Origin of the sequence: Flammeovirga kamogawensis, from assembly GCF_018736065.1 — a bacterium.
Lineage (GTDB): Bacteria > Bacteroidota > Bacteroidia > Cytophagales > Flammeovirgaceae > Flammeovirga > Flammeovirga kamogawensis.
In genome coordinates this window covers 1,672,718-1,699,242 of the sequence record NZ_CP076128.1, presented here as the reverse complement: position 1 = coordinate 1,699,242, position 26,525 = coordinate 1,672,718, and the positions used below count along the sequence as shown (strand labels likewise).

Sequence of the window (26,525 nt, the reverse complement as noted above, 5' to 3'; positions counted from 1 at the left end):
GGCAATTCTAGAATGCTATAATTTATTGGAATGAATTAATTTACACGAGGATATTTTAACCAAGCTCATATTCTCTACAATTTAAAATTAACTATGAACACAATTACAAATTTTTTGATTGTTGTAGTGCTTTTTGCATTACAAAGTACTGTTATCGCACAGACTATCAATGTCACTCCATCAAACAACTATATTCAGTATTCTGGAAGAATGACAATGAAGACCCCAGATGCTCCTGTTTTTAGTCTTCCAAGTACATCAATAAAAATTAATTTTAATGGAACAGAAGTAGAAGGTACATTTTCTAACACATTAGGAAATAGTTTTCTATATATTATTGTAGATGGAAATGCAGATCCTTATAACAGAGAAATCATAAAAGTTACCGCTAAAAATCAGGTGTTTACTTTAGCAAATAACCTTTCTGCAGGAAACCATACATTGGAGATTGTAAAAGTAAACGAATACGATACTAAGGTTACTTTTAAAGGTTTTACAATTAAGAATGGTACAGGACTTTTACCTCCTTCGGCTAGACCCTCACTTAAAATAGAATATTACGGAGATAGTAATGCAGCAGGTTGGTCAGCTTGGGATGTAAGAGATGAAGGATATGCACGATTATCTGGAGGGTATTATACATACCCAGCAATGACGGCCAGAATGTTGAATGCAGAAGTTTCTAATTTTTCTGCAGGTGGACATGGCGTAACTGATGCTGTACGTAAGTTAGATTTAAAAGATCATTACGATAAAATTCATATTACAGGAGGAAACCAAAGAGTAAACAAATGGGATTTTGAGAATAACTATTGGGGATTTACTCCAGATGTAGTTGTTATTAATTTAGGAGCGAATGATTATTATTCTGGTGTAACGGAAGCAGTAATGAGAAGCAGTTGGAATGAATTAGTAACTACATTAAGAACACATTACCCAAATGCTCATATTGTAATGGCAAATTCTAAAGGGTGGGCCTTTGGAGAACCTGCAGATTATGTTGGCGATTTTGTTGCTGAAAGAATTGCAAACGGAGATACAAATATGTCGTTTGTGAAATTCCCTTGGTATTGGAGCGATTATCATACAGTTGTAAATGAACATGCAGGTTTTGCAAATATTTTAGCTGCACATATCGCAAATGAATTAAACTTACCAGCACCAACACCTAGCGAATTGTCTTCTATTGCACCTTATGGCTCTTTAGGAAATGGTAGTTTTGAATCTTCTTTAATAGATGGGTTTGCGGATGGTTGGAGACCTTTTGCAACCTGGTCTTTTCCAGAATACGCAGCAGATAAAACAGATGCTTATGATGGGACAAGCTATTTAGTATGCCCTCCAACTTATGGTGTTATGCATGCAGCTCCTGCTAATGTTGGAGATGTATTTGATTTATCAGTATATGCAAGAACACAAAGTGGATCACGAGGAAGATTAAAATATGAATTTAGAAATCAAGGGCAAGAAGTGATAGAAGCAGGTAGTGTTGATGTTTTTGATTTAGATGCTGATTGGAAACAAATTATCTTAACAACAATACCAGCACCAGAAGGAACTTGGCATATTAATGTCATTTTAGAGGCATTAAATAGCTCTACAGTAGAATTTGATTTAGCAGAAATGCAATTAGCATCTAGCAATGGAAGACAAAAACTGATTAAGAAGAGTTTAGAGCAAGAATTAAAGTATACAATTTATCCAAACCCATCGGTTGATAGAGTGAAATTTTCAATAGATGGAATGGAGAATGAAATGCCAACTTATAAAGTTTACAATGTACAAGGAGTACAGCAACTAAATGGTAAAGGCACTGAAATTCAGATTCAAAACCTATCAAAAGGTGTGTATTTAATTAAAGTGGAAGGCTATGCAGCACCACTTAAATTTATCAAGAAGTAGTAATGAAATAACATCATTCTTGCTGTTGATTTATGTTAAATTAATAGCTGTTTATAAGACGAATATTTTATAGTATCAGTCACCTCAATTGGGTAAATTGAGGTGACTCTTTATTAATTCAAAAACATGAAAAAAAATCTCCTAATTTTATTAGCCTTGTGTTTTACAGTGGTAAATTTTACAGCCTTTGCACAAGAAGAAACAAACACTAAACTATCAATACAACTAGTACCGCATAATGAGGGAATGTTTCCAGATCGTTTATTACAAATCCATGCACAAATAGAGAACAAAACCTCTGAAGATGTAGATTTAAAAATACATTGGGTAATCACAGATGATGAAGGAACCCCTCTTAAATCGCTACAATTTCCTTATAAAGTAAAAGGAGACTCTATACTGTCTGCTTATTGCCCCATCTATCGTTTTAAGAAAGATGGGTTCTTTAGAGTAACAGCCAAATTTACATATCAAGGAGAAGAACAAGAACTGTATACGGTTGTTGGTACTCATCCGGAAAATATTAGTTCACCATTACGTAAACCAAAAGATTTTGATCAGTTTTGGGAAGATAATTTAAAGGAATTAGCGGCAGTAGCACCGAATTATAAACTGAAAAAAGTTAAAAGGGATAAGAGTGCAAAAACAAACCTTTTTGAGGTGGAAATGCAAAGTACGGATGGAATAACAGTAAGAGGTTGGTTAGAAGTACCAAAGAAAAAAGGCATTTATCCAACAATCTTAGAAGTACCTGGCTACACTGTGAGTCTAGAACCTCAAGATAAATATGATGACATGATTGTCTTCTCATTTAATGTGCGTGATCATGGTAATTCTGACAATACAGGTCCAAGGCATTATAAAATGTGGAACAGAGGTTTAGAAGATCAGAATAAATTTTATTACAAAGGAATTTACCTTGATTGTATTAGGGCAATGGATTTCTTAATGACTAGAGATGATGTTGATAAATCTAGAATTGCAATTGTTGGTGCTTCCCAAGGTGGCGGGTTGGCCATGATTACAACAGCTTTAGATAGTAGAATTTCTTTTTGTGTAGCTGGTATACCGTTTTTAACAGATTGGGAAAGATATTTTACAATTTCGCATTGGGAAGAAATTGACGAGTTCTTAGCCGCTCATCCATCAAAAAATTGGAACGATGTACTGGATGTGTTAAGCTATTTTGATTCAAAAAATTTAATGCACAAAATAAAGGTGCCTGTATCTATGTCAATTGGTTTACAAGATGATGTGTGCCCTCCTGCAACTAGTTTTTCTGCTTACAACCGTATCACATCGCCAAAAAAATATTTTATAGATCAAACACAGGGGCATTGGGTAACATATGAAAAGTGGGATAGCCAATTTGAAGAAATAAGAGCTTATTTTAAAATGAATAAAGTAAAATAATTATGAAAAATATAGTACTATCATTTTTTCTTTTATTGGTTTTCAATGCTGTAAATGCACAAGAGGTTATTCACCTTTGGGAAGGGCAAGAAAAACCTTTTTATAAAGAAAATGACTTAAAAGAATATGAGGAAGAAGCTTATGGAACAACTTGTGTTTTTGATATTACAGAGCCTACTCTAACGGTTTTTAAAGCTAAAGGAAAGAATACAGGCAAAGCAGTTGTAATCATTCCAGGAGGAGGATATGGCTTAGTAGCAATGTACCATGAAGGGTATGATTTAGCAAAAGCATTATCAAAAAGTGGAATTACTGCAGCAGTACTAAAATATAGATTGCCCAATCCAAAATCTTCTGATACACCTTGGCTAGTTCCTATTACAGATGCAAGAAGAAGCTTGAAACTAATGCGAGCAATTTCTAATAAATACGGTTTTAAGAAAGATAAAGTAGGAGTAATGGGCTTTTCTGCAGGCGGACACTTAGCAACTGTGGCAACGTTGTGGCCATCAGAAGATATTGAAGAAAGACCGAATTTTTCTGCGTTCATTTATGGTGTTACAGATTTGTCTGATGCGAATAAAGAATGGTTAGAAAATGATTTATACTACCGTAAAATGACGCCTGAAGAAATAGAACAAAATACTTTATTAAACTTTGTAAGTAAAGATACTCCACCTGCATTTTTAGTACATGCTTACGATGATGATATTTGTTTTATAAAGGAAACTACACTGTATACAGAGAAAATGCACAAAGTTGGAGCAGCAGTAGAAACCCATATTTTTCCTGTTGGAGGACATGGTTTTGGAGCTGGAAGAGAGGTTGATGGTACAAATCAATGGGTTGATTTATTTATCAATTGGACAAAACGACTAAAGTAACTTTTCTATTAATTGAATGTATTTAGGAGGAGTATAAAAATCGTCATTCATAAATTCCTTCTGAGTACATTCAATTACAAAATCACCCTTAAATTCTAATTTATAAGACTATTTTTCTTACCCATTTAAAACTTCCACTTCAAATGGAAAAAACTAAACTATACCTAATTGTAATTTTCTTTTTAGGATTAATTACTTCCCTTAATGCTCAAGATAAACCTCAAGTAGGTTTAGGTGGTATTCTTAGATTTACATATAACTATGCTACTTGGAAGCCTGAAGCCATGAAAAGGGGGGGAGACTTTGGTTACGATACATTTGCTTTAACACCAAAAGCGAAATACAAAGGGATTGGATTTAAAGCAGATTTTAGGTTTTATGCTTCCAATTTTGGAGGAATGATGTTAAGAAAGGGTTGGTTTGATTATCATTTTTCGGACAAAAACTCAATAGAATTGGGGTTAACACAAGTGCCTTTTGGTAACACACCTTTTAACTCCTCTAATTTCTTTTTTAGCCTAAATTGTTATGTAGGTTTAGAAGATGATTACGATATGGGAGTGAAGTTTATTCATAATGATGAACGTTACTATTATACTCTTGCATTTTTTAAGAATGCCGAAGAGTTAAAATTTGGTAACGACTCTGATATTTCAAATAGTAGGTATGCTTATGATGTAGCTTCTTTTAAAGAAACTAATAACCAAAAAGAAGTATATATGTATAGAAACAAAGAGATTAACCAATTCGCTGGCAGCATAGCACGTCATTTTACAAAAAGCCCTGTTAAAGAAACAATAGGTATTTCTGGAATTCTAGGAGGGTTATATAATCTAGATACGTATGCTATAGGTACTCATGTAGCGGGTGCTGTTTTTTATAATTTAGATTATAAGAAATGGAATATGAAGGCACAACTTTCTTATTATAAAAAAACGGTAAATGCACCTAAAGGAGAAAGAACAGATGTAATTGCAATGACAGCTTTTGGTGCTCCTTATTTAGTAGCGGCAGAGGCAAGTACATACACATTTGGTGTAAGTTATACTGTATCTGTAGTGTTAGGACCACTTACTTCCTTAAAGTTTTACAATGATTTTAGTATGGTAGACAAAGTAACTCAAGAGAAAGAATTTAAACTTCATGATTCTTACGAAAATGTTACGGGCTGTATGATTAAAGCAGGTGCAATTATTACTTACGTTGATGCCGCATTTGGTAAGAACCACCCTTGGTTAGGTCCTAATTACAATTACGGATTAGCAGAAGGAAATGGGGATGCGAATTGGAATTTTAGATTGAATATGAATATTGGTTATTATTTTTAATAGCTAATTAAGAGAGTTAATAGTAAAAAATAGTTTAACGATGTCTAAGTATATTCCTACGTTTGTTTATTCATCAGTAGTCTTTTTAAATAAAACATCTACCAAATCGTGAATAGTAAAATCAATATTTTCTAAATTCTTTTTAACAAGGTCTAACGAGCATTCTAATCTATTAGGCTCAATTAATTTTTGCTTATGCAATTCTATTAAACCTAAAGAGGTAGAAACATCACCTCTAATTTGATGTGACAAAATAGCTAAAGCTTCATTTACCTTGTTATTGTTTTTTTTAATGTCTTTTATATAAGAATAAGTCTCAGATTCATCATTGTATATATTGATGATCATGTCTTTCCCTACTTTCTTAATTTTATTAGCTCTAAAGATTGTCTTGTTAGGAAATGCCGAATAGGCAGAAAAAGGGATAATAATTTGCTGTCCCGTTTGATAAACTTCTTCTAGTTGATCAACTAAACCAAATTCTTCTAATTCAGGATATACTTCATGTATAATTTTACCATAATTCTTTACATCAAAGTTATCAAGTTTTTTACCTTGTTCATTGAGGTAACAAAAAATGAAAGTTTTATGCTTCAAGCGTTTGTATGCAGCCACTCCTAAAGTGAAGTCGTCGTACAAAGTTAGGAAATCTTGTTCCATTGTTTGAGAGTTAATTATTGAGTTAATGCTGATTGATAGCCTAAATATATCAAAAATTCACAAATAATTCTAAGATAGGTGATATTTTGTTGAATCTTATTTGAGATACTGATAAAGTAATTTGTGGCTAAATGTGAATTATGTTATGGAAATAATAATTTTTGATTTACTCTTCATGAAAATCTAAATGAAAGTCTGAAAACTTATTTATTCAAAAAAGATATTTGTAATAAAATATTAGATTAACATTTAATACTAATAATACAATTTGTTAAGTTTGTTACTTTCGTAGAAATACATCATTTTAATATAGAATTTGAAGTTTTTAAGACGAAGAAATCTTTATAAAACAAATCGTGATAAACTCGAATTGTACAAATTTTATAGCCAATAAAAGGTATTTATTTTGAGAGTAGAAATAGAAAATCCAAGAATCAAATGTTACACATGCATGCGACCTTCAAGTTCATGTATTTGTAAACACACCAATTCTGTACCAACAAATACTCGTTTTGTTATTCTTATGCACCCAATGGAGTATTATAAAGAAAAAAATGGAACGGGTCGTATGACTAAGCTGCAACTTGAAAATTCAGAAATTATAGTAGGAGTTGATTTTACTGACAATCAGCGAGTAAATGAAATACTGACTAATGAAGCAAGTTCATCTTTCTTACTTTATCCAGGAAAGGAAAATTTCAACTTATCTGTAAGAACTGGCTCAGAAATAAATTCTTTTTTAGGGAACAATCCACACATCTTCATTTTAGATGGTACATGGCCTTGTGCTCGTAAAATGCTTAAGCTAAGTAAGAACTTACAAACACTACAAAGAGTTAGCTTTGATAATGAAATCAAATCAAAATTTATTCTTAAACAACAGCCTGAATCTCTTTGTCTAAGTACTATTGAGTCTGTCTACACTGTATTAAATTTACTAAAGGAAGGTGAAGTAGAGGATTGTAATACAGAAGAATTTCTTAAGCCTTTTGAAAAAATGCTTGAATATCAAGTAGAATGTATTCTAAACCCTCACAATAATTCTTATCGCCCTAGTAAAAAAAATAAGATTGTTACTAAGGATATGTATAAAAAGAAAACTGAAAGGAACATTATTTTCGAGCAAAAGTTAGATGAAGATAAAAAATAAGAGATCAAGAACTCAATGGATTGTAGCTCACTTATAATCTATAAGCAAATACAATTTAAATTGGGTACTTGATTTTATATAATAAAATATCTCATTGAGTATGGACTATCTATTTCTTATCAATTGTTATCGTCTGGGGGTAATATAATACGGACTTTTGCAGAGCAATTTAAATTATTTATTAGTGAAAGTTGTTATTGTTTTTTATCAGTTATATAAAGAAGACTTCTATAATGTCATTTTAAGACAAAATTTCAAGCTATGAAGTGGACCAACTATATTATTGAGAATGAAAATTTTCAACTTTGATATGACTTTATAATAAAAAAATAAATGCTCCAAAAAATCGATTCTCAAAATTTAAATAACATGAAAATGAAAAGTTTACCCCAAGCTTCACTCGTAACAAGAATTATCTCCACTATTCTATTTTTACCTTATTTCTACATAGGTGTAAAAGAATTAATATCACCTGCAGGTATAGATATTACATTTGGCATACCCCTAACACATGATGAAGGACTTAGTTATTTGAGTGTTGTTGGTGCTCGTAACATAGTACTTAGCTCTATGGGAATATTTTTTGCAATCACAGGGCTTCGCTTCTCAATGATAACAGTATTCATTGCCATGGCAATAATGGCAGCAATGGATTGTTACCTTGTAACTTCAAATTCAAGTTTTTCAGGAATGGCAATAAAGCATTTTACCTTTGTAATATTTATGTTGGTAATGGCTGCTTGGACTAGGTATTCCGGAATGCGAAAAAACAATCAATAATTGATTAGACGGAAAGTAATCGCAAAAACTCATTGAGTTGTTTATGCTCTTCATTTTTTAATTATTCCGATCAATAAATGAAGGGTATTTTTTATACACATTTTTTTAATACAAACGGAAAACCCCATTAAGAAAGAAGAAACTTCAGTAGGGCACAATGTCAAATATTTTGATGTTAGATGCCCTTTTTTATAGTAGTGTAAGTATTTGTAATTTAATTATATTAGATAGGAATAATAAATAATCAAGAATTCAGATTATGTTTGAACAATTAACTGCTATTATTAAAAAAGACCCAAAGAATTGGGAGCATTTTCAAAATGCTTTTACTGAAATTGAAATTCCTGCTAGAGAAGTAGTATTGAATGATGGAGAAATTCCATCAAAAATATTTTTCATAAAAAAAGGTTGCTTACGTCAATGGTTCAATAAGGAAGGAAAGGACATCACCTTTCAGTTCTTTTTTGAAGGGCAGGGAGTTGCATCATTAGATAGTTTTGTGAATAATACACCAAGCATATTTTCAATTGAAAGTATTGAAGCATCAGTATTATACACCATCAATAAAAAAGATTTTGATGAAATACTCGCTATTCTTCCAGAGTTACAGGATTTATTTCAAAAACTGATTTTCCGAAGATTTGGGAATTACACTCAATTATTTCTTTCTAGAATTAAAGACAGTCCACAAGAACGGTATAATGATTTGCTGGAAAATTACCCAGAAATAATAACAAGAGTTCCTCAGCACTATATAGCTTCTTATCTAGGTATTACATCTGTGTCATTAAGTAGAATACGAAATAGGAGATAAATCATTTCTTATCAATTGTTATCGTTGATTTAGTATTGATTTCGGTCTTTTGTACTGTAATTTTTAAACAGTACCATAATGAAAGTAGTAATAGTATTTAATCACCCTTATGAGAAGAGTTATTGCAACGCGATATTAGAAGCAGTAACCGAAGGACTGAAAGAGGCTAATCATGAAGTAGACCTTATTCATTTAGATAATGATGAGTTTGACCCTGTAATGCGAGCAAAAGATTTAAAGGCCTTTGTTACAGGCTCAAGAAATCCAGAAGAATCGTATAAATTACTTGATCCACAAGTAAAAGATTATAAAAATAGATTAGAAAACGCCGAGCATTTAATTTTTATATTTCCAATTTGGTGGGAATTAATGCCTGCGTTGACTAAAGGATTTATCGATAAATTAATTTTCCCAGGAATTGCTTATGACTTTAACCCCAAAGGCAATAGAATGATGAAAAAGTTAAACCTTAGTGGTGTTACCATGATTACCACAATGAATACCCCGAAGCTTCTTTATCGTATTCTTTTTGGAAATGCAATTAAGAAGGCAATGCTACTAGGAACATTTTGGAAAATGGGTTACAAAAACCGTAAGTGGATAAACCTTAACATGGTAAAATCGGCATCTGATGAAAAGCGTAAAACATGGCTAGTAGATATTAAAAGAAAGTTTGCTAAGAAGAATTTATAATTACAAAAAAGTAAAGATTTATATGTACTCTGTAATCAATACTAATTTTTCTCATTATCAAAACATGGATATTTAAATGTCAAAAACTAACATTTAGTTTGGACTGAAATATTTAAAAAGGGTACTATCATTTTTGTAATGACAGTACCCTTTCTAACTATAGCGTTTTTTGTTATTTTAAATAACTTGGCACATTTACCATTGGAGTTCCAATATGTGCTAAATTATATAACCAACTCATTTTGTAATCCAAAGCTAACTTCCTGTGGTAAGGGTGAATAATATTCACAAAAGGAGTGTCAGGTTCAGAAATAAGTTCCATAAGTTTCCTTATCACTTGAATGTCGTCGGAGTCAAGATTCTCTTTTTGAGCTCCCGAGTGTGGACACAATTTATTCAATGCTTTTTCAGCATAAATTTTATGCTCCGGTAAAATAAGACTCATATAATCAGCAATAAATCCAAATTTTAAAGATTCTCTTAAGCTGGATTTGATGATGGAAATAATGTCTTGTTCTTTTTTAGATAATGCTCTCATGATAGTCAATGTAAAGTTATATGTTACCTGCAGTATTTGCACACAAAAAAATGATATTCATCATATTTAATTATGATATGCATTATATCGAAAAAATATTAAAAAAGCACGTTTTTTTAATTCAAAATTCATTATATGTGATATATTATTAATATATGTTTAAAATTTTAGCTATTTTAATACAAATAAATGAATGTAAATGCAATTTGATCTATGGATTATCATATACTTAATGGAGATAGTAGTTATATTTTATGGAAACAAAATAACTTTAGTGCAGAACCAATTATTTTTAGAGAAATGCTTGTTGAAGGAGATTGCAGGGGCAAATTGTTGTCAGATGCATTTTTTACGAGTAGAAGGCATTATTTCTCTTATAATTATACAATTTCTCCTGCAGAGTATGATAAACTGTCTACATCAGAATTACTGAAAATTACAGAGATAAAAGATGCTCATGAAGTGGTCTTATGGTTTGAATATGATCTTTTTTGTCAGATTAATATGATGTCAGTTTTAGCTTACATAGCCACTATTGAATCACTTACTGATAAAGTGTCAATAATTATTACATCTTCAAACAAAGGTTTAGGAGAATATTTACCAGAAGAGTATCAAAAACTTTACAACGATAGAATAGCTTTAGAAAGTAAAGATTTGAAGTATGCACTCCTCTTTTGGAAAAAGTATTTATCAGAAGATGTAAACGACCTTATTCCGTATATACATCAGCATACAAAACCCTTTATTTTTTTAGAAGCTGCTATGAGAGCACATTTAGAAAGGTTTCCGAGTGAGCGTTCTGGAATAAATAAATTAGAACGTAGGTTACTTAAATTTATAAATGAGTCGAACCTAACAAAGCATCAATTAGTTGGCGCAATGCTGAGAAGGCAAACTTGGGAAGGATACGGGGATATGCAGTACGAGAATATCATAAAATCTATTCAGCCTCTATTAATAAAAGAAAATGAAGAGGGAATATTTGAAATGACCTCTTTAGGAAGTGCCGTTTTTAGAGGAAAACAGAAATTTGACGATGCTTCTTTACATTATACTTACATTGGTGGTGCTAGACGTGGAGATTATTATTTTGATGAAGGAAAAAATTTGGTAGTCGAAAGGAAATAACGCACTTTTGTAATTAGATTTTTTATAGACAAAGGACATGAAACAATACCACGAATTACTTAAAAGAATATTAGACGAAGGCGCCGTAAAAGGAGATAGAACAGGTACAGGAACACGCTCTGTATTTGGACATCAAATGCGCTTTGATTTATCCGAAGGCTTTCCGGTTTTAACGACAAAAAAGCTTCATCTTCGTTCAATTATTCATGAATTACTGTGGTTTTTGAAAGGAGAGACAAACGTTGCTTACTTACAAGAAAATGGAGTGCGTATTTGGAACGAATGGGCAGACGAAAACGGAGAGTTAGGTCCTGTTTATGGTAAACAATGGCGTTCTTGGGAAGGAGCAGACGGACAAGCTGTAGATCAGATTGAGTGGTTAATTAATGAAATTAAGACAAACCCAAACTCAAGACGTCTAGTAATTTCGGCTTGGAATGTTGCAGAATTACCAAAAATGGCGTTAATGCCTTGTCATGCTTTATTTCAGTTTTATGTAGCAGACGGTAAATTATCTTGTCAGTTATACCAAAGAAGTGCAGATGTATTTTTAGGAGTACCATTTAATATAGCTTCTTATGCGTTGCTTACATTAATGATTGCACAAGTTTGCGATTTAGAACCAGGAGATTTTGTGCATACACTTGGTGACGCTCATTTATACAATAATCATTTAGACCAAGCAAGATTACAGCTTACTAGAGATTTTAGGAGCTTACCAAAAATGCAAATAAACCCTGATGTTAAAGATATTTTTAGCTTTACAGGTGAGGATTTTAAATTAACAGATTACGATCCACATCCACATATTAAAGCAGAAGTTTCTGTTTAAGTGCTTATTTGCAAGACAGATTATAATATTTCGAAGCCGAACTCAATTTAAACAGAGTTCGGCTTTTTTATTAATCAATATCTTCTGAAATTATATTAGTACAAAATGTATCAAACAATGGAGACATTACAAAGAGGAGATAGAGTAGCAGTAGTTGCAGGTTCTGGTAAAGTAAATATAGAAGCAGTTTTACAGGGTATAGAAGTTCTCCGTTCTTGGGGCTTAGTAGTTGATGATGATCAAGAATGGGCAGCAGAATGGGGTAATTTAGCAGGACACGACAGCAGAAGAATTAGTCGTTTACAAAAAGAACTTGATAACCCCGATATTAAAGCCATTTTTATGGCGAGAGGAGGATATGGGTTAACAAGAGTTATAGACCGTTTAGATTGGGCTAGATTTATAGATAATCCAAAATGGTTAATTGGCTTTTCTGATGTTACAGCACTTCATAATTGTTTAAATAACTTAGGTTATAAGTCGATCCATGCACCAATGGTTGCACAATTTGCACGGAAAGAGCTTTCTGAAAGTGTAGAACAGTTACGTAAATTATTATTTAAAGATGAAGTACCTATTTTACATGGTAAAGTAAATGAGTCTTTTAGTAATCAAGTGATAGAAGGTGAAATTGTTGGTGGTAATTTATGTATGATTGCTGACCAAATAGGAACGTATTCAGAACTAGAAATTGAAGGGAAAATATTACTTATAGAAGAAGTAGGAGAGAAGCCTTATCAGATAGACCGTATGATGACAAGGTTAAAAAGAAGTGGTGACCTTAAATATGTGAAAGCCATTATTATGGGACAGTTTTCTATGATTCCAGAAGAGGAGGCTCCTTTATTTCCACTATCAATTAAACAAATAATAAAAGAAAAGGTGAATGTACCTGTAATTACAAATGTTACATGTGGACACGAAGCTCCAAATACCCCAATAATTTTAGGTGGTATATATAAAATTGAGTGTAATAATACAGAAGCTGAAATTCAATACCTTCAATAACCAATCATTTTATTTCAATTCATTATAACCCCAAAATAACCTAACAATGAAGAAATATCTTTTACTATTTATCTTTATTACTACTGTTTTCACAAGACTAAATGCTAAAGAAGTTTATTTGAATGATTTAGAATCTGCTGGGAAAGTTACACTTACAGATGGGATCTATGAAACTAATCAATCTTTAACATTTGGAACAGACCGTCTTAATGTTGCTTCTGGAGAGGTTTTAATAATTTGTGGAGATTTAATTCTAGATAAGATGAGTGTACTTTCTAATGCAGGAAGTATTATTACTTCAGGAGATATTATATTGAAAGGGTTTACTATTGGTGGATTGAATAAGTTTGAAAACTCTGGAAATATAATAGTAGGAGGTGACTTTTTAGAATCAGACCCAGAGACGGTAACATCAAGAAAGATACATTCAGGGAATTTGATTGTACATGGTAACATTGATATTAACGGAATGGTAGCTTCTGGTAGAACATGGGCATCAAGCGTATCTAAGAGTAATGTGGGGCATCTGTCAATTTTATCAGATGGGCAAAGTGCTACAGACGTTGTTTATGTAAATCATATAATTCATCATTTTGAATATTTAAAAGCAAAAGGATGTTTAAGTGTTGATAATCAAAAAATAATACAAATTGAAAATGATTTAGAGAATATAGAGAGTAATACAGTTGATTTTGGAAGTCAAAGTAATTTATTAAAAAATCAACTTTACAATTTTAATTATTCATATGATCAGAAAACAGGCAACACAACTTTATCTTGGAAGCCTTCTAATTCTATTAAAGCGCAGATTACCAATTTTTATATAGAAACATCTTTAAATAAAATTAATTATGAGGAGGTGTATACCCAAAAAGGAAATAAACCTAGTAGTACAAGTACAGGTTTATTTATTTATGTTGATGCAAATACTCAATACAGCCAGAAGTATTACAAGTTGATTGCAGAAAGGAGTAATGGTACACAAGATATTATGTATTTAAAGGGCCCCTCTGAACCACGGTTGGCATATATAAAACGATTGTTTGCAGGCCATGAAGTAACAAAAAAGAAACTACAAAATACAACGGGTCAAGATTTTGATGTATATACTATTTTTGAGGCACCTTCAGTATTTGCTGGAAATATTACTATTAAACCAATACATTCAATCACATCATTTAATATTTATAATAATGAATTGATTATTATTTGTGGTAGTTTAAAAGGCCTTGATTCATCTTTTAAAATTGATATAAAACCATTAGGAGGACTTATTGTTACCGAAAATTTAAAAATGGAAAAAGAGAGTGGCGTCCCTCCATACTATCATAAAAATAACGGTATAATTCTCGTAGGTCAAGATTATGAAGATCAGTTTTCTGGAAATATACCAAGTGGTTACTCTTTAAGTAGTGGAGGTGCTTTAGTTACAGGTGGTACTTTTATAAATGCAAAAGGTTCTTTTATGAATAAAGAAGGAGTATTTGCGGAAACTTACACTGCTAGATCAGGTAAAAGTGAATTTCTACCTATTAAATCATTGAGTGAAGTATTTAAACAAAATTTATACCCTGTAAAAACAACATTACTATTTAATTGTATAGATATGTTTAATCATACAGTTCCACGAGGTAATGTATGTAGTAATGGATTATCAAAAATAACGTCAATCTTAAAATTAAATAGAACAACAAATAGTTTTACGTTAGATATGCTAACTCAGGTGATTCCGCAATACAATCATCAAGGTAAATTATATCAGAAAATAGGAGGGTTTAGATGGGGGTCAGTAAGTTCATCCTCTCATGAAATTCTTAAAATAAGGAAAGGTGAGACTTTAATGGTTTGTGGAGATTTGTATGTTACAGGTAATAGCGAAGTTATTAATGAAGGAAATTTATTAGTTTCAGGTAGTATTATTTTAGAAGACTTAAATGTTTACGGTGGCCGTCAGATTATAACTTTAATGAACTCCGGATTTATTGGTGTTGGAGGAGACTTTAAAGGGTATGAAGAGATGGTTCCAACAATTATTGGACATCCATCTGCATTAGAAGGTAAAGTAGCAATATTAGGTAAAGCATATACACATGATTTACAGAATGGTAGTTATGCATGGAAAGAAAAACAACTTTACTCTTTTCAGTTTAAATCAAAGATACCTTTAACTAGAAGGGATTATGCTAATAACTATAACCGTATTGATAGTATTGCAATAGCAATAGAAAGCTACTTTTTAAATAAAAAGAAATTCCCGAAGGTATTTAAAAATACTTCTCAACCAAATTGTAGAGATAGTGATTTAAGGAAACTAGATGCTGATATTATTAAAACTACAGGCATATTGAAGACTGCATTATCTGCTCAAATTATTAAATCAGATAAATCTGTAGATATTGATATTACTATCAAGGAACGTGAATTTGGAGATACATATGTTTTAAAAAGAATAATAGCTACAAATAAAAGTGATGCTCAAACATATGTTATAGAGGATATTAAAACGATCATTAAAAGTCAGCTTAAAAAAAATGGAGATACTTATACTTTAACATTTAAAGATGATAGAGTAAGTAAAAAGGTTAAACCTGGAACTTTTATTCAATATAAATTAGTTGCTATTCAAGATGTTCCTTTATCAGATGAACCCTCTACTAGTGTAATAAATTTAAGGTCAGAAGTTACTTCTAATTGGATTGATGATGTGACAAATTTGCCTATAACACTTTCTACTTTTACAGCAACAATAGATGATGGTTATGTTGATCTTGATTGGATTGACGAGCAAGAAGTAAATACATCTCACTTTATAATTCAACGTTCAGTTGATGGTAAGAATTATTCAACAATTTCAGAGGAAATTCAAGCAGCGGGTAATTCTAATAAAGAAGAAGTATATGCCTTTACTGATGAAAATGTCCCAAATGAATCTATGATTTATTATAAGCTAGTAGAATTTGATTTTGATGGTAAATCAGAAGAATGGGTTAGGATAGTTCATCAGGAAGGTAATAGTGCATACAATGTGAATATTTTCCCGATTCCTGCAGATACAAAACTAAATGTAGAGGTACAGAATCTGAATGAAGAAGATGGGGAAATGACCGTTCGTCTTATTCATGCTACGGATGGTTTACAATATGTATTAGAGGGAAAGGAAGATTTTGATAATATGGAATTTAATGTGTCATCAGTACCTCCGGGAGTCTATATTATAGAGGTTTTTGCAGGTAATAAAATGATTCATAATCAGAAAATAATTATTAGATAAAATAGTTAGTAAAGGGAAAATAGTCCTTGTATTTACTCGGACTATTTTTTTATGGGTAATTTTTATCAATCTTTGCCAAGATCAATCAAATTAGAAAAAGATGAAATTAATATATGTAATGGACCCTCAGTGTGGGTGGTGCTACGGAAATAGCAAGAATATTCAAAAAGTATATGATGCATACAAAGGTGAAATAGACTTTGAAATTTTAGTAGGCGGAATGTGGATTGGTGATCAAGCGCCTAAAGGTGGTGAAGAAACAAACCATTTTATGAAACAGCATTCGCCAGTTATGGAAGAGAAAACAGGAGCACTTGTTAGTACTGAGTTTTATGAATTATCAAAAGATGAAACGTATACTTTTTCTAGTTTTGAACCAGCACTAGCGATTACTTGGGTGAAAAAGAATGCTCCAGAAAAGCTGTTAGATTTTATATCAGAATTACAAAGAGCACAGTTTTATTTTGGTCAGCGTTTTGATGATTTTAAAACATATTTAACTGTTTTGCAAAATTTAGAAATAGATACAAAAACATTTATGGATGGTTGGGGCTCGGATGAAGATCAAAGTGATACAATTGCAGAAATAAATCAGGCAAGGCATTTAGCAAATGGTTTTCCTTCTTTATTAATAGATAAGGGCAATGGTGAAGCAGAAGAGTTGGCTGCAGGGTATTTTGATGGTGATCTAATGGTAGATAAAATTTACGGTTTTACTGTATGATATGGACAGGTAAAAAAGTAATGCTAACAGGAGGGAGTTCAGGTATCGGGTTAGAACTTTTAAAACAGTTAACTGACCTTGGAGCTGAAGTAGTTTTTTGTGGAAAAGAAGCTGATAAAGTTGAAAAAGTGATTCAGCAAACATCTGCAAAAGGCATTACTGTAGATTTAAGTACGGAAGATGGGATCCTTACCTATTTTAATTATGCTATTGAGAAACTCTCAACTGTAGATTTATTAATAAACAATGCTGGTTTTGTTATTGTTGCGGGTATTGAAGAATTAAAACGTACTGACTTTGAATTAATGTATGCTGTGAATGTTATTGCACCTGCACGTTTGGTTCAGCTATGTTTGCCGTATTTTAAATCACAAACTTATGGAGACATCGTTAATATAGGAGCTACAGGCGGAAGTTATGGTTTTGAGAATGGTGCAGCTTATGCATCTAGTAAAGCAGCATTATTAAATTTATCACAGACATTAGTAAAAGAATTAAGAAAAGATAATATTAGAGTTTATCATGTAGACCCTAGTTGGACTACAGGTACTTTTAATAATAATCTAGGTGGTGAAATACCATTGGATGAAAATAAATTAACTGCAGAGGATATCGCAGAGGTAATTATTTCAAATTTATCTTTAAAAAGAAGAGCTTTTGTACCTCAATTAAGTGTTTGGGCAACAAATCCGTAATACATTAAAATTAAGGTGCTCTTTTTTTAAAAAAATAGTATTCTGTACGAAAAAGCATTTAGCAACCGGTTGTTAAGTGCTTTTTTTATTTATTCTATTTTTTTGGTAGAAAATACTGATAATAGTCATTCATCTTTTTATCAAAAAAAAAGCTCATTTGTTAAATGTAACACTTCTTTTTATCATAAAATTAAGATTTAATGAAACCGTTTGCTTTAATAAATTTAACTTAAAATCGGCTATCTATTGCGTAGTGTTGTGTGTTATAAAAATATGTTTAATTATTTCTGTTAAATACTTCTTCTTTTTTTACAAAAAATTAATGTGTAAAATTAACGCATAAGTGTTAACATTGCACTTGTAATATAAGCAGTTATAGTATTGTATTTTTTTAAGTTTAAAATTTCGCAAGTTTAAATAAACAATAGCAGTATTGAAATGAATTTAGATCCTTTAAATATATAGGGGTCTAGACTAATACCTAATTTATTATCATTATTTATTATGAAAAGAAATCTACTTCAGACAAACAAATGGTTTGTTTGTGCATGGATCTTTATACTCTCTACTTTGATGAGTAACATTGTTTCCGCACAAGAAAAAACCATCAAAGGAACTATTGTTGATGAAAATGGCTCACCATTACCAGGAGTTGCAGTAGTTGTAAAAGGAACCACACAAGGTACTACTTCAGATTTTGATGGTCATTATAAATTGACTATTGATAATCAAGCTTCTATTTTGATGTATAGTTATATTGGTTATCAAAAGAAAGAGGTGACGCTTACAACAGAAACAACCATTGATATTAACATGGAAGTTGATGCAGAACAATTAGAAGAAGTTCTGGTAATTGGTTACGGTAGTGTAAACAAAAAAGATGCTACAGGTTCTGTAGAAGCCGTTACTGCAGATGGATTTAACCAAGGTGCAATTACATCACCTCAAGGTTTATTACAAGGTAAAGTAGCGGGTGTTCAGATTACTAACTCAGGTGGTGCTCCAGGTGCTGGATCTACAATTCGTATTCGTGGTGGATCGTCTTTATCTGCATCGAATGACCCATTGATTGTAATTGATGGTGTCCCTGTTGATTCAGAAGGTGTTGCAGGTATGCGTAACCCTTTAAATGCCATTAACCCGAACGATATTGAGAGCATGACTGTATTGAAAGATGCTTCTGCTACAGCAATTTATGGTTCACGTGCATCAAATGGTGTATTAATTATTACAACGAAAAAAGGAGAAAATAGTAGCTCAAAATTGAGTGTTAATTATTCTGGTTCTGTATCTGTTAATACGCCAAACGAACAAGTAGATGTTTTAACGGCAGATCAGTATAGAGATTTAATGAGTGGCAGACCTGGTGAACATTTATTAGGTGATGCAAATACAGATTGGCAACAAGAGGTATTAAGAACAACGGTAAGTACAGATCAGAATGTGGGTGTTTCTGGTAACATTAAAGGGGTTTTACCATTTAGAGCAACTGTTGGTTACAACTTGGATAATGGTACTATGCAAACATCTCAGATGGAACGTACTACTGTAAATCTTAATTTATCACCTACATTTTTAGACGATCATTTAAAAGTAAATGCATCTATAAAAGGTATGTTTGTAGATAACCAATTTGCAAATACTGGAGCAATGGGTTCTGCTGTTATATACGATCCAACACAACCTGTAAAGAGTAACGACCCTGCTTATGCTCCTTATGGTGGCTACCATACATGGTTACAAAATGGTGCTCCGTCTGTAAATGCACCTTCTAACCCAATGGCAATGTTAGAACAAGAAAGTAATAAAGCTAAGGTGAATAGAAGTATTGGTAACATGCAATTAGATTACAAAATTCATGGATTTGAAGATTTGAGTGTAAAAGTAAATGCAGGTTATGATTACTCATCTTCTAATGGAGGTATCTATGCAGGAGAAGAAACACCTTGGAATATTAATAACGGAGCAACTGGTGGTTTTGTAAGTGATTATACAGAAAATAAACGTAATGAATTATTAGATGTTTATTTACAATACAATAAAGAAATAGGTAAATCTAGGTTCGATGTTATGGGCGGTTATTCTTGGCAGCACTTCTATTCTGAAGGTACAAGTAATGAAAATAACGTTCAAGGTAATGTTGAAAATCCTAAAGAGAATATCTGGGCAACTGAATATTATTTAGTATCGTTCTTTGGTAGATTTAATTACACATTTAATGATAAGTATATGGCTACAGTTACTGTACGTCAAGATGGTACTTCTCGTTTCTCTCCTGATAACAGATGGGGTACATTCCCTTCTTTAGCTTTAGCTTGGAAAATTAATGAAGAACCTTGGATGCAAGGTTTTGATAAATTATCTAACCTTAAATTAAGAGCAGGTGTTGGTATTACAGGACAACAGAATATTGGTGGGGGAGATTACCCATACATGGCAAGATATACCTATGGTGATGCACAATCTCAATATTCTTACTACGATCCAAACACAGGTCAGATCATTTATGTTCCTACAATTCGTCCTGAAGGATACGATGAGAATATTAAATGGGAAGAAACAGTTACTTATAACGTCGGTTTAGATTATGGTTTCTTTAATGATAGGGTTACAGGTGCAGTTGAAGGATATTATAGAGTAACGAACGACTTATTAAATATGGTTCCAGTTCCTGCAGGATCTAACCTTACAAACATGTTACTTACTAACGTAGGTTCTATGGAAAATAAGGGTATTGAATTGTCTGTAAATACTAAGATCATTCAAAAGAAAGATTTCCATTGGGATTTTGGTGTGAACTTTACTTATAACGATTCAAAAATTACGAAACTAACAATGGTAGACGATCCTAACTATGAAGGTGTGAAAGTTGGTGGTATCTCTGGTGGTACAGGCGAAACAATCCAAATTCATAAAGAAGGATATGCTCCATACTCATTCTTAGTTTATGAGCAAATTTATGACGAAGCTGGAAAACCAATTGAAGGGGCTTATGTAGATAGAAATGGTGACGGTGTAATTGACGAAAAAGATATGTACATCGCTGGTGACCCTATGGCAAATGTATATTTAGGTTTTACTACAAGAGTATCGTATAAAAACTGGGAATTTAGTATGGCTGGTCGTGCTAGCTTTGGCGGACAAGTATATAATAATGTAGACTCAAACAATGCATATTATAACAACTTGTATTCATCAGCCAACGGAAATACAAACAACGTAACTTCTGATATTTACAATACAGGTTTCCAAAATGCCCAGTTAAAATCAGATTACTATGTTCAGGATGCTAACTTCTTTAGAATAGACAACATTATGGTAGGTTATAACTTCAATAACTTAAATGATGGAAAGATGTCGGCAAGAGTTTTTGGTACAGTAAACAACCCTTGTGTATTTTCTAATTACAAAGGAGTAGATCCGGAAATTCAAGGAGGTATTGATAACAATATGTATCCTCGTCCTACAACATTTATGTTAGGTGTAAATGTGAACTTCTAAAACATAGCAACAATGAATATTAAAAATATAAAAACATCTATTTGGGTAGCTATATTAGTTTTAGCTACTTCACTTACCTCTTGTGTTCACCAACTAGACACCGTTCCAGTTGATCCAAGAGAGAAAACGAAAGACAATACATATACTGATCTTGCAAGTTACCAACAAGGTTTATCAAAACTGTATGCAGGTTATGCAACAACAGGTCAGCAAGGCCCAGCAGGTGACGGTGATTTAGGTGGTATTGATGAAGGTGCATCTCAATATTTAAGAAGACTTTGGGAAGCACAAGAATTACCTACAGATGAAGCAATTAATGGATGGACAGATCCTGGTCAACCATCAATGAGTTTCATGAACTGGGTGTCAACCAATACGTTAATTGAAGCACTTTATAACCGTGTAATTTATCAAGTAACGCTTTGTAACCAGTATTTAAGAGATACGAATGATGCTCCTTTTGAAGAAGTGAAAGCGTATAGAGCTCAGGCTAGGTTCTTAAGAGCATTCTCTTATTGGCATGCACTTGATTTATTCGGTAATATCGTACCTTTTGTTACAGAAAATGATAAAGTTGGATCTGATTTACCTAATCCTGCTGGTGAACTAGGCGGTACTGAATTGTTTGATTATATAGAAGCAGAGCTTTTAGCAATTATTGAAACTTCTGGAGAAGAGCAATTAGTTGATGCAAATGCGGGCCTTGTAGGACAAGCAAATAAGGGTGCAGCTTATATGTTACTTGCTAAATTGTATTTAAATGCTGGAGTATATATCAACCAAGATAAATTAACTGAAGCTAAAAAATATACAGATTTAGTAATCGCTAATTATTCTTTAATAGAAAATGCAACAAAAGATTACACTGCTTACGAAACACTCTTCTTAGCAGATAATTACTTACAACATAATGAGATCATTTTTGCAATAAATTTTGATGGAAATTATACACAAACATATGGTGGTACAACTTACTTAGTTTGTGCTTCTGTTGGTGGAGAAATGGATGCTGCCAAGTTTGGTATTGGTGGCGGATGGGGTGGTAACCGCTCTATGCCTTCATTGTACGAACAATTTGAAGATGGAAATGAGAAGCAGATAGACCCTAGAGGAATGTTCTTTAAAGGGAATAAAAGAGAGGTGACGGATTATAGAGAATTTACTGAAGGATATGGAATTGAGAAATTCAAAAACATGAAATCAGATGGTTCTGGAGCTACACGTTTAGACTTTGTAGATACAAACTTCCCAGTATTCCGTTTGGCTGATGCTTTACTAATGCAAACAGAAATTGAATTAAGATTGTCTGGTGCTGCATCAAATTTAAATGTAAAGAAGCTTTGGGATAGAGTTGGAAGAACAGGTGCAGTTCCTCAAATTACAGAAGAGTTTTTATTGGCCGAAAGAGCGAGAGAATTGTATTGGGAAGGGCACAGGCGTACAGATTTAAGACGTTTTGGTCAATATACAAATGGTACTTATGTAGCACCGTGGTCTTATAAAGGTGGTGTTGTAGATGGTAAAGATGTTGACTCTAGATACGAATTATACCCATTGCCAGCATCTGATGTGGGAGCAAATCCAAACCTTAAACAAAACCCTAATTATTAGTAATTTAACTTCAGAGTTATACTATAGTTTAATTTTGAAGTTGTAATACGATTAAAATTTTATAATTATGAGATTTAATAATCTATATATCAATATATTAAGTTTTACTTTTTTGATTTTAGTGTCTTGTCAAACACAAGAGAAAACAGTATATCATCCAAGTAATTCTATTTCACCAATTTTAGAAGATCCAATCACTAAAACGGAGTATATATTTACTGAAGATAATCTTCCAGAAGATTGGGAAACGGTATCTTGGTCTGAAGCAAATTTAGGAGTTACAGCTGCAACACAATATGCAGTTCAAGTAGCTTTGCAAGGAGATAGTACAAACGTTGCAACAATTTTAGAAACTACTAATTTAACTGCGAATATTACGAATGAGGAGATAAATAAAGCATTAAATGAATTAGAGGTCTCACCAGGTAATATTACCGATTTTGATATTCGAGTTAAAGCTTTTGCAGGGAAGTTAGAAACCCCTGTAGAAGGTATTCAGGCTTTACCATCAAATCATTTTGGTTTTGCAGCAGCTGTATTTGCTCAGGCTACTGAAGTATTCTTAGTAGGATCATTTAGTGGTTGGAATCCTGAATCGACAGAATTTGCTTTAGAAAAAACATCAGATATTAAGTTTACTGGTGTACACTATATCGAAAAAGATGGTGAAAATAATGCAGTATTTAAAGTACTAGAATTTTTAGGAGATTGGGGTTCTGAGTGGAATTATACTGCTTTTGAAGGTAGACATTCATCAAACATTCAAAAAGATGCAGGAGAGAGTACAAATATTGTATTAAATGATGAAGCACGAAATTATCATTTTGAAATTGATGCTACTGACCCTGAAAAGAAAACGCTTCAAGTAAGAAAGTACGGTATCTTTAAAGTAGGTTCTGAAAACGGTTGGAATAATGCAGGTGAGACAATTATGGAATTTATACCAACTGCTGAAGATGAAAATGTATTAGTTTATACTGGGCCATTAAAATCTGGTGAAGAATTTAAATTCGTAAATGTTTTAGGTTCTTGGGATTATGGAAACTATGGTTTTAGTGAAATCTCATCAGCCGCAAGTGTAATTAAGTTAGAAGAAAAAGGCGGAAACTTTAATTATACTGGAGCAGATTTAGCAACAGCTACATTTACTTTAAACATAGAAACAAAGACATTGTCAGTAGAATAAGCCCTTTTGATCAATGAAATAAATAAGCAGCTCTAGAAATAGGGCTGCTTTTTTGTGTAATAAACATAATGTAGAGATATCAATTTGGAAAAATATTCTCATCAGCCGATATTCATCATTCTAAAAGATATAACATGATAGAGATTATAAGAGCCACAACAGACCAACAATTTTTAATAATTGAACAACTAGCCGAAAAAATTTGGAAAGCACATTACACACCAATCATTGGAGCAGAACAAGTAGCTTACATGCTTGAGAAGTTTCAATCTTTTACAGCTATGAAGCTGCAAGTACAAGATGGATTAGAATACTATGAACTCAAGTATAACAACGTGTGTGTTGGTTATATTGGTTTTAAAAATGAAGAAGAAAATTTATTCTTAAGTAAAGTGTATGTTGATGCTGATTATAGAGGAAAAAGTATAGGTAAAAAAGCAATACAATTTGTAGAGGAACAAGCAAGACATAGAAATAAAAAAGGAGTACGACTTACCGTAAATAAATACAACGAGAATTCTATAGCGGTTTATAAAAAGATGAATTTTAAAGTAATTGATGATGTTGTTGCTGATATAGGTAAGGGCTATGTAATGGACGATTATATTTTGGTAAAGAGTGTCTAAATTACAAGTGAATGAGGTAAGTTTATAGCTTGATAATTATCATTAAAAAAAGGTGACAAAAATAGGTTTTAAGCTAATAAACACTACTTTTGTGATAACAAAAATAAACTTTGTTTAACGTAAAAAATTAATTCAATGTCATTAGTTAATAAGGCAGCACCATTGTTCACTGCAGGTGCAGTAATCAACGGAGAAGAGATAGTAGAAAGCTTTTCTTTAGAGCAATTTATTGGTAAGAAAGAAGTAGTACTTTTCTTCTATCCAAAAGATTTTACTTTCGTATGTCCAACTGAAATCTTGGCATTTCAAGAAAAATTACCTGAATTCGAAAAAAGAGGAGTTCAAGTAATTGGTGTTTCTACAGATACAGAAGAAACACACTTAGCTTGGTTAATGACACCAAAGAAAGAAGGTGGTATTGAAGGTGTAACTTATCCTTTAGTAGCTGACGCTTCTAAAACTATTGCAATGAACTACGGTGTATTAGGTGGTGAATATACTTTTGACGAAGACAACGGTCAGTGGTCTTTCGAAGGTGCTCCAATTGCACTTCGTGGTACATTCTTAATCGACAAAGCTGGTAACGTTAGACATCAAGTAGTTAACGATTTTCCACTAGGTCGTAACATCGAAGATACATTACGTATGGTAGATGCTCTTCAATTCACTGAAAAGCACGGTGAAGTTTGTCCTGCAAACTGGGAAGAAGGTAAAGATGCAATGAAAGCCACTCGTGATGGTGTTGCAGATTACTTGTCTAATCACTAAGAATATAAAAGAGAGTTCTACTCTATTTAGCCTCAATCGTAAGATTGAGGCTTTTTTTATGCTTGTTGATATAAGGATTTAATATAATTATACGTTAAGTAAAAAAACATTAATATCTAATGTATATTTGCGGCAAGTAAAACAACTAACAATGTTATGAGAAAGTCATTAGTATTAACGATTGCGGCTTGTCTATTGACAACACTTGCAATTGCTCAAGATTACTACGTACTGCATTTAACTGGAGACATAAAAGAAACTTCTTCACAAAGGAACTTAATAGTAGGTGATGTGATTTCCCCACAAACAGAACTTACATTTTTTTCAGCAAATGCAAAGGCACTAGTAGTAAGTGCAGAAAAAGGGAGAATGTTATTAGATGGCTCTAAAGCTAAAGATAACAGACGAGGGGAGTTTATTGCATTACTCGAAAATGTAATTATGCCTGTTGCTTCTAACAAAAATTTAAGCAGCAGACGTATAGGCGTTATCGAAAATAAAGATGTAAAAGATATCGGAGAATTCTTCGGCTCGAATATGAGAGCTGTTTTAGGAGATACCTTTACACTTCATTTAGATAAAGAAGCTTTTAAAAAGAAAGGAGGTTTTAGTTATATCTATCAATATAGTATTGATGGTACATCAAAAATCAACAAGGTATTAAAAGTGTATGATGGGGAGATGATGCTTGATAAAAAAGCATTGTATCTAATTGAAGATTACAAAGTACCAGAAAATGGATCTGAAGTAGAGTTTTATTCTACCAACGTAATCTCAAAACAATCTAACTTATTGGCTAAAGTAAATATCTGTTACGTGAATGATAAAAATTTATGGAAAGAGATGGATACGCTAATCAAGGCTTTAAATATTCAGGGAAAAGATCAAGAGATTATTCAAGTAGCTTCTGATTATATTAACGAACAATATGGTGAAACTTTTCCAGGTGAGCTAGAAAAATGGTTAATAAAGAAAGGTTTTATACCAGCTTCTCAAGAATTGAAATAATA

The 26,525-nt window shown here is 32.3% G+C and carries 22 protein-coding genes; 20 read left to right on the top strand and 2 right to left on the bottom strand.

Annotated elements, in window-relative coordinates; all coding sequences use genetic code 11:
- The first annotated feature begins 93 nt into the window (after positions 1 to 93).
- The 4 genes from KM029_RS06675 (at position 94) to KM029_RS06660 (ending at position 5,527) form a co-directional block, all read left to right on the top strand.
- Positions 94 to 1,902: a GDSL-type esterase/lipase family protein gene (locus tag KM029_RS06675; protein ID WP_144072529.1), complete on the top strand. Its 1,809-nt coding sequence runs from the start codon at positions 94 to 96 to the stop codon at positions 1,900 to 1,902.
- A gap of 126 nt (positions 1,903 to 2,028) precedes the next feature.
- Positions 2,029 to 3,315, top strand: coding sequence for an acetylxylan esterase (locus tag KM029_RS06670; RefSeq protein ID WP_144072528.1), 1,287 nt, complete (start codon positions 2,029 to 2,031; stop codon positions 3,313 to 3,315).
- Between the two features lie 2 nt (positions 3,316 to 3,317).
- Complete coding sequence (locus KM029_RS06665) at positions 3,318 to 4,199, top strand: alpha/beta hydrolase (protein ID WP_144072527.1); 882 nt, start codon at positions 3,318 to 3,320, stop codon at positions 4,197 to 4,199.
- A gap of 143 nt (positions 4,200 to 4,342) precedes the next feature.
- A complete protein-coding gene (locus KM029_RS06660; protein ID WP_144072526.1) occupies positions 4,343 to 5,527 on the top strand; it encodes a hypothetical protein in 1,185 nt (394 codons plus the stop codon).
- Positions 5,528 to 5,593: 66 nt separating this feature from the next.
- On the opposite strand, the gene KM029_RS06655 is transcribed toward KM029_RS06660, so the two are convergent.
- Positions 5,594 to 6,187 (bottom strand): hypothetical protein, encoded by a 594-nt coding sequence (locus KM029_RS06655; protein ID WP_144072525.1) that lies wholly within the window; start codon positions 6,185 to 6,187, stop codon positions 5,594 to 5,596.
- A 406-nt stretch (positions 6,188 to 6,593) separates the two neighbouring features.
- On the opposite strand from KM029_RS06655, the gene KM029_RS06650 reads away from it, so the two are divergent.
- The 4 genes from KM029_RS06650 to KM029_RS06635 all read left to right on the top strand — a co-directional run bounded on the left by KM029_RS06650 (position 6,594) and on the right by KM029_RS06635 (position 9,624).
- Positions 6,594 to 7,337: a tRNA-uridine aminocarboxypropyltransferase gene (locus KM029_RS06650; RefSeq protein ID WP_260412167.1), complete on the top strand. Its 744-nt coding sequence runs from the start codon at positions 6,594 to 6,596 to the stop codon at positions 7,335 to 7,337.
- A 375-nt stretch (positions 7,338 to 7,712) separates the two neighbouring features.
- Positions 7,713 to 8,117, top strand: coding sequence for a DUF4267 domain-containing protein (locus tag KM029_RS06645; RefSeq protein WP_158630981.1), 405 nt, complete (start codon positions 7,713 to 7,715; stop codon positions 8,115 to 8,117).
- A gap of 259 nt (positions 8,118 to 8,376) precedes the next feature.
- Positions 8,377 to 8,931 (top strand): Crp/Fnr family transcriptional regulator, encoded by a 555-nt coding sequence (locus KM029_RS06640; RefSeq protein ID WP_144072522.1) that lies wholly within the window; start codon positions 8,377 to 8,379, stop codon positions 8,929 to 8,931.
- Positions 8,932 to 9,009: 78 nt separating this feature from the next.
- Positions 9,010 to 9,624, top strand: coding sequence for an NAD(P)H-dependent oxidoreductase (locus KM029_RS06635; RefSeq protein ID WP_144072521.1), 615 nt, complete (start codon positions 9,010 to 9,012; stop codon positions 9,622 to 9,624).
- 172 nt (positions 9,625 to 9,796) lie between these two features.
- Here KM029_RS06635 and KM029_RS06630 read toward each other — a convergent pair whose 3' ends face one another.
- The gene (locus tag KM029_RS06630; protein WP_144072520.1) at positions 9,797 to 10,162 is read right to left on the bottom strand and encodes a hypothetical protein; all 366 of its coding nucleotides are present in this window, start codon (positions 10,160 to 10,162) and stop codon (positions 9,797 to 9,799) included.
- Between the two features lie 213 nt (positions 10,163 to 10,375).
- On the opposite strand from KM029_RS06630, the gene KM029_RS06625 reads away from it, so the two are divergent.
- The 12 genes from KM029_RS06625 to KM029_RS06570 all read left to right on the top strand — a co-directional run bounded on the left by KM029_RS06625 (position 10,376) and on the right by KM029_RS06570 (position 26,523).
- Complete coding sequence (locus KM029_RS06625) at positions 10,376 to 11,293, top strand: hypothetical protein (protein ID WP_144072519.1); 918 nt, start codon at positions 10,376 to 10,378, stop codon at positions 11,291 to 11,293.
- A gap of 37 nt (positions 11,294 to 11,330) precedes the next feature.
- Entirely contained in the window at positions 11,331 to 12,125 is a 795-nt protein-coding gene (locus KM029_RS06620) for a thymidylate synthase (RefSeq protein WP_144072518.1), read from the top strand.
- Between the two features lie 117 nt (positions 12,126 to 12,242).
- Positions 12,243 to 13,133 (top strand): S66 peptidase family protein, encoded by an 891-nt coding sequence (locus KM029_RS06615; RefSeq protein WP_158630980.1) that lies wholly within the window; start codon positions 12,243 to 12,245, stop codon positions 13,131 to 13,133.
- Between the two features lie 46 nt (positions 13,134 to 13,179).
- Entirely contained in the window at positions 13,180 to 16,404 is a 3,225-nt protein-coding gene (locus tag KM029_RS06610) for a T9SS type A sorting domain-containing protein (RefSeq protein WP_144072516.1), read from the top strand.
- A gap of 100 nt (positions 16,405 to 16,504) precedes the next feature.
- Positions 16,505 to 17,128 carry a DsbA family protein gene (locus tag KM029_RS06605; protein WP_144072515.1) on the top strand — a complete coding sequence of 208 codons (624 nt, stop codon included), beginning with the start codon at positions 16,505 to 16,507 and terminating at the stop codon, positions 17,126 to 17,128.
- Positions 17,125 to 17,823 (top strand): SDR family oxidoreductase, encoded by a 699-nt coding sequence (locus KM029_RS06600; protein ID WP_144072514.1) that lies wholly within the window; start codon positions 17,125 to 17,127, stop codon positions 17,821 to 17,823. Before KM029_RS06605 ends, KM029_RS06600 begins: the two co-directional genes overlap by 4 nt.
- Positions 17,824 to 18,327: 504 nt before the next feature.
- Positions 18,328 to 21,324, top strand: a complete 2,997-nt coding sequence (locus tag KM029_RS06595) for a SusC/RagA family TonB-linked outer membrane protein (protein ID WP_240050279.1) — start codon at positions 18,328 to 18,330, stop codon at positions 21,322 to 21,324.
- A gap of 12 nt (positions 21,325 to 21,336) precedes the next feature.
- Positions 21,337 to 22,935, top strand: coding sequence for a RagB/SusD family nutrient uptake outer membrane protein (locus tag KM029_RS06590; RefSeq protein WP_144072513.1), 1,599 nt, complete (start codon positions 21,337 to 21,339; stop codon positions 22,933 to 22,935).
- A 67-nt stretch (positions 22,936 to 23,002) separates the two neighbouring features.
- The gene (locus tag KM029_RS06585) at positions 23,003 to 24,121 is read left to right on the top strand and encodes a SusE domain-containing protein (protein WP_144072512.1); all 1,119 of its coding nucleotides are present in this window, start codon (positions 23,003 to 23,005) and stop codon (positions 24,119 to 24,121) included.
- 134 nt (positions 24,122 to 24,255) lie between these two features.
- Positions 24,256 to 24,747, top strand: coding sequence for a GNAT family N-acetyltransferase (locus KM029_RS06580; protein ID WP_144072511.1), 492 nt, complete (start codon positions 24,256 to 24,258; stop codon positions 24,745 to 24,747).
- Between the two features lie 135 nt (positions 24,748 to 24,882).
- Positions 24,883 to 25,515, top strand: a complete 633-nt coding sequence (locus tag KM029_RS06575) for a peroxiredoxin (protein ID WP_144072510.1) — start codon at positions 24,883 to 24,885, stop codon at positions 25,513 to 25,515.
- A gap of 156 nt (positions 25,516 to 25,671) precedes the next feature.
- A complete protein-coding gene (locus KM029_RS06570) occupies positions 25,672 to 26,523 on the top strand; it encodes a hypothetical protein (protein ID WP_144072509.1) in 852 nt (283 codons plus the stop codon).
- Positions 26,524 to 26,525: the final 2 nt, after the last annotated feature.

Bases quoted from the DNA above. Each gene is read 5' to 3' on its own strand.
- KM029_RS06605 (WP_144072515.1), top strand. From the start codon at position 16,505: ATGAAATTAATATATGTAATGGACCCTCAGTGTGGGTGGTGCTACGGA.
- KM029_RS06655 (WP_144072525.1), bottom strand. From the start codon at position 6,187: ATGGAACAAGATTTCCTAACTTTGTACGACGACTTCACTTTAGGAGTG.
- KM029_RS06670 (WP_144072528.1), top strand. From the start codon at position 2,029: ATGAAAAAAAATCTCCTAATTTTATTAGCCTTGTGTTTTACAGTGGTA.
- KM029_RS06570 (WP_144072509.1), top strand. From the start codon at position 25,672: ATGAGAAAGTCATTAGTATTAACGATTGCGGCTTGTCTATTGACAACA.
- KM029_RS06585 (WP_144072512.1), top strand. From the start codon at position 23,003: ATGAGATTTAATAATCTATATATCAATATATTAAGTTTTACTTTTTTG.
- KM029_RS06610 (WP_144072516.1), top strand. From the start codon at position 13,180: ATGAAGAAATATCTTTTACTATTTATCTTTATTACTACTGTTTTCACA.
- KM029_RS06635 (WP_144072521.1), top strand. From the start codon at position 9,010: ATGAAAGTAGTAATAGTATTTAATCACCCTTATGAGAAGAGTTATTGC.
- KM029_RS06575 (WP_144072510.1), top strand. From the start codon at position 24,883: ATGTCATTAGTTAATAAGGCAGCACCATTGTTCACTGCAGGTGCAGTA.
- KM029_RS06595 (WP_240050279.1), top strand. From the start codon at position 18,328: ATGAAAAGAAATCTACTTCAGACAAACAAATGGTTTGTTTGTGCATGG.
- KM029_RS06580 (WP_144072511.1), top strand. From the start codon at position 24,256: ATGATAGAGATTATAAGAGCCACAACAGACCAACAATTTTTAATAATT.
- KM029_RS06615 (WP_158630980.1), top strand. From the start codon at position 12,243: ATGGAGACATTACAAAGAGGAGATAGAGTAGCAGTAGTTGCAGGTTCT.
- KM029_RS06675 (WP_144072529.1), top strand. From the start codon at position 94: ATGAACACAATTACAAATTTTTTGATTGTTGTAGTGCTTTTTGCATTA.
- KM029_RS06640 (WP_144072522.1), top strand. From the start codon at position 8,377: ATGTTTGAACAATTAACTGCTATTATTAAAAAAGACCCAAAGAATTGG.
- KM029_RS06590 (WP_144072513.1), top strand. From the start codon at position 21,337: ATGAATATTAAAAATATAAAAACATCTATTTGGGTAGCTATATTAGTT.
- KM029_RS06645 (WP_158630981.1), top strand. From the start codon at position 7,713: ATGAAAAGTTTACCCCAAGCTTCACTCGTAACAAGAATTATCTCCACT.
- KM029_RS06600 (WP_144072514.1), top strand. From the start codon at position 17,125: ATGATATGGACAGGTAAAAAAGTAATGCTAACAGGAGGGAGTTCAGGT.
- KM029_RS06630 (WP_144072520.1), bottom strand. From the start codon at position 10,162: ATGAGAGCATTATCTAAAAAAGAACAAGACATTATTTCCATCATCAAA.
- KM029_RS06665 (WP_144072527.1), top strand. From the start codon at position 3,318: ATGAAAAATATAGTACTATCATTTTTTCTTTTATTGGTTTTCAATGCT.
- KM029_RS06625 (WP_144072519.1), top strand. From the start codon at position 10,376: ATGGATTATCATATACTTAATGGAGATAGTAGTTATATTTTATGGAAA.
- KM029_RS06660 (WP_144072526.1), top strand. From the start codon at position 4,343: ATGGAAAAAACTAAACTATACCTAATTGTAATTTTCTTTTTAGGATTA.
- KM029_RS06620 (WP_144072518.1), top strand. From the start codon at position 11,331: ATGAAACAATACCACGAATTACTTAAAAGAATATTAGACGAAGGCGCC.